Origin of the sequence: Microbacterium sp. (assembly GCF_035277845.1) — a bacterium.
Lineage (GTDB): Bacteria > Actinomycetota > Actinomycetes > Actinomycetales > Microbacteriaceae > Microbacterium.
Genome location: NZ_DATEJS010000272.1, coordinates 1 through 3,015, shown reverse-complemented (window position 1 = coordinate 3,015; position 3,015 = coordinate 1). Strand labels below are relative to the sequence as shown.

Annotated in this window: 4 protein-coding genes; 3 read left to right on the top strand and 1 reads right to left on the bottom strand. The window is 72.6% G+C overall.

Annotated features, from left to right (window positions below):
* A partial coding sequence (locus tag VJR25_RS12005) for an acetyl-coenzyme A synthetase N-terminal domain-containing protein (protein ID WP_324115303.1) occupies positions 1-192 on the bottom strand: 192 nt, incomplete at its 3' end.
* 510 nt (positions 193-702) lie between these two features.
* Here VJR25_RS12005 and VJR25_RS12000 point away from each other — a divergent pair.
* The 3 genes from VJR25_RS12000 (at position 703) to VJR25_RS11990 (ending at position 2,877) form a co-directional block, all read left to right on the top strand.
* Positions 703-1,710 (top strand): TadA family conjugal transfer-associated ATPase, encoded by a 1,008-nt coding sequence (locus VJR25_RS12000; RefSeq protein ID WP_324115301.1) that lies wholly within the window; start codon positions 703-705, stop codon positions 1,708-1,710.
* On the top strand, positions 1,701-2,585 hold the full coding sequence (locus tag VJR25_RS11995; protein ID WP_324115299.1) for a type II secretion system F family protein: 885 nt from the start codon (positions 1,701-1,703) through the stop codon (positions 2,583-2,585). The genes VJR25_RS12000 and VJR25_RS11995 overlap by 10 nt, the downstream gene beginning before the upstream one ends.
* A gap of 64 nt (positions 2,586-2,649) precedes the next feature.
* Entirely contained in the window at positions 2,650-2,877 is a 228-nt protein-coding gene (locus VJR25_RS11990; RefSeq protein WP_324115297.1) for a DUF4244 domain-containing protein, read from the top strand.
* The last annotated feature ends 138 nt before the right edge of the window (positions 2,878-3,015 follow it).

Here is a 3,015-nt window from a genome sequence, read left to right as displayed (position 1 = left end):
GTTGGACCAGTCGAGAACCTCGGTGAACGGGGTGTGCCAGTGCAGCTCCCGCGCCTGATCCGCCCAGAAGCCCTCACGATCCTCCGCCGCCCGTTCGTAGAGGTCGGCGGTCGCGTTGGCGTGTGCTGCGAATCCGGCGGACGGGGCGAAGCGCCGGTCCTCGTTCAACAGGTGGTCGATCTGGCTGCTCATCTGCGCTCCTTCGCGGCGTCTGCGTTGCATCATCGAACGTCGGCATGCGCAACCCTCGGTCGGGCCGCTCCCGCTCAATCTACTCTGCGGCGCAGACGCTCGCGAATTGCGAAGGATTACTTACAAACGCCCGTCCCGTCGGGGCGCCGGCGGTCGACGCGCGCCTCGGAGTGCGCGAGTATGAGAACGCTCTCATACTAGTGTCCGCCTGCCCGCGTCACTTCGCGGGCAGGCCCCTGAAAGGGGTCGTTCAGCGTTTGATCAATCCCGCGATGGTGCGTATGCTCTTGGCTGGCCGAACATCGATTCTGGCATTCGCGGTGCCCGACGCCCCCCGATCAGGGCACCGCCTCGGGCGGCATCCCTTTCCCCCCAGGGATGCCGCCCCTTCCTTTTCCTGCGGTCCTCGCGTCCCGGCGTCGTGTCCACAGCCGCGCGGCCGCCATGATCCGTCCACAGCTGCGCGACCGGGTCTGCGCGACGGCGACCACCGCCCGTAGCGTCGCGGACATGCCGGAACCGTTCGTCGTCGCCCCGCGCCACGTGCCGCCGAGCCCCGACGCGGCCGTGTCACCCGGCGGCGAGGGGCTGCGGCATCCCGCCCTCGCCCCGCTCTCGGAGTACCTCGCCGATCCCGACGTCACCGACCTGTTCGTGAACGGCGCCGACGGGCTGTTCGTCGACCGCGGACGTGGCGCCGAGCGGCAGCCCGGCTGGCGCACCACCGAGCACGACGTCCGCGAACTCGCGACGGCGCTCATCGCCGCGGGTGGCCGCCACATCGATCATGCGCACCCGTGCGTCGACGTGCGACTGCCGGGCGGGCTGCGCGTCCATGCGGTGCTGCCGCCGGTGGCACTCGGCGGCACGATGATCTCGGTGCGCGTGGCGCGGGCTGCGACGCTCGACCTCGACGGTCTCGAGCAGCGCGGGATGATGGACGCAGCGCAGCGCGGCCGGCTCGAGGCCCTCGTCGCCGACCGCGCGAACCTGCTCATCACCGGATCCGCCGGATGCGGCAAGACGACCCTGCTGGCAGCCCTTCTCGACCGTGTGCCCCACGTCGAGCGCATCGTCACGATCGAAGACGTCGCCGAACTGCGTCTGCGACACCCGCACCATGTGAGGCTCGAGGCGCGGCAGGCGAACCTGGAGGGCACCGGCGGCATCGGCCTCGCCCGGCTGGTGCGGGAGGCGCTGCGCATGCGACCCGACCGGCTCGTGATCGGCGAGTGCCGTGGGGAAGAAGTGCGGGAGCTGCTCGCCGCCCTGAACACCGGGCACGACGGCGGCGCCGGCACCCTGCATGCGAACGGGCTGATCGACGTGCCCGCTCGGCTCGAAGCCCTCGGGGCGCTCGCCGGCCTCGACGACGGTGCGCTCGCCCGGCAGGTCGCGAGCGCCATCGACGCCGTCGTGCACATCGAGCGGCGAGGCGGCACGCGCGCCGTCGCGGGCATCGGCACTCCGGTCGTGCGCGACGGACGCCTCGCCATCGAGGAGCACCCGTGCGCGTGACGAGGCGAGCGCAGGCGGCGCCCGATGCCGCGACCGTGCGGCAGCTCGCCGTGCTGCTGCAGGCGGGCATCGCTCCCGAGCGAGCCTGGCGGCACCTCGCATCCCTCGGTGCGGAACCCGCACGATCGGTGACGGCGCGGATGGAGGCCGACGTACCCCTGACCCGGGCCATCGCCGCGGCGGGACCGGGCTGGGGCGAGATCGCCGCGGCCTGGACCGTCGCGACGACGGTCGGAGCGCCGCTGGCCGCGAGCCTCCGGGGCATCGCAGACACCCTGCAGGATGCCGCTGACATCCGTGACGAAGTACGCGTCGCGCTCACCGAGCCCCTGACGACCACCCGCCTGATGAGCTGGCTGCCCGTCATCGGACTCGGCATCGGCATCGCTCTCGGGTTCGACTCGCTGCGCGTGCTCACCACGAATCCGATCGGGCGCGGCTGTCTCGTCGCCGGGGTCGCGCTGATCGTCGCGGCGCAGCTGTGGTCGCGCACCCTCGCGCGCCGCGCCGAACCCCCGGTCGGAATCCCGGGCCTCCACGCCGACCTGCTCGCGATCGCGGTCTCGGGCGGCGTGTCGCTCGATCGAGCGCAGGCCATCGTCGCCCGCGCCGACCCATCGGGAGGCGCCGCGCACCCCGACGTCGACCGGATCCTCGAGCTCTCGCGCACGGCGGGGGTCCCCGCGGCCGATCTGCTGCGGGCCGATGCCTCGCTGGCGCGGCACCGCGCCCGCACGGAGGGCCGCATGGCGGCGGCGCGCCTCTCGTCGCGACTGCTGGTTCCGCTCGCCCTGTGCACGCTTCCGGCGTTCTTGCTGCTCGGCGTCGCCCCGATGCTGCTCGGCATCATCACGACCACGGTGCTGCCCCTGTGAGCACCCCGCAGATATGCCCCCGAACCGTGCCCCGAGAATGTGCCCGAGATAAAAGGAGAATCCCATGACCGTCCTCTTCCGTTCCCGCCGTGCGCACGACCTTCCCCCGCTCACGCGCCGCCGCGCCGCCATGCTCTTCGACGGCGACGACACCGGCGCCGCGACCGCCGAATACGCCGTCACGACGATGGCTGCGGTGGCGTTCGCCGGGCTGCTGGTGGTCATCATGCGCTCCGGCGAGGTGCGCGGCATCCTCACCGATCTCGTCAAGCGCGCCCTCACGGTGTCGTGATGCGGATGCCGGGCCGGATCCGCGGCCGTGACGACCGCGGGGCGGTGGCCGCGGAGTTCGCGGTCGCCGTCCCCGCCGTCCTGCTCGTGATCGCTCTGGGGGCCACGGCGCTCGGCGCCTGCAGCCGGCAGGTGCGGC

Coding starts and splice junctions, on each gene's coding strand:
- VJR25_RS12000 (WP_324115301.1), top strand. CDS start 703: ATGCCGGAACCGTTCGTCGTCGCCCCGCGCCACGTGCCGCCGAGCCCC.
- VJR25_RS11990 (WP_324115297.1), top strand. CDS start 2,650: ATGACCGTCCTCTTCCGTTCCCGCCGTGCGCACGACCTTCCCCCGCTC.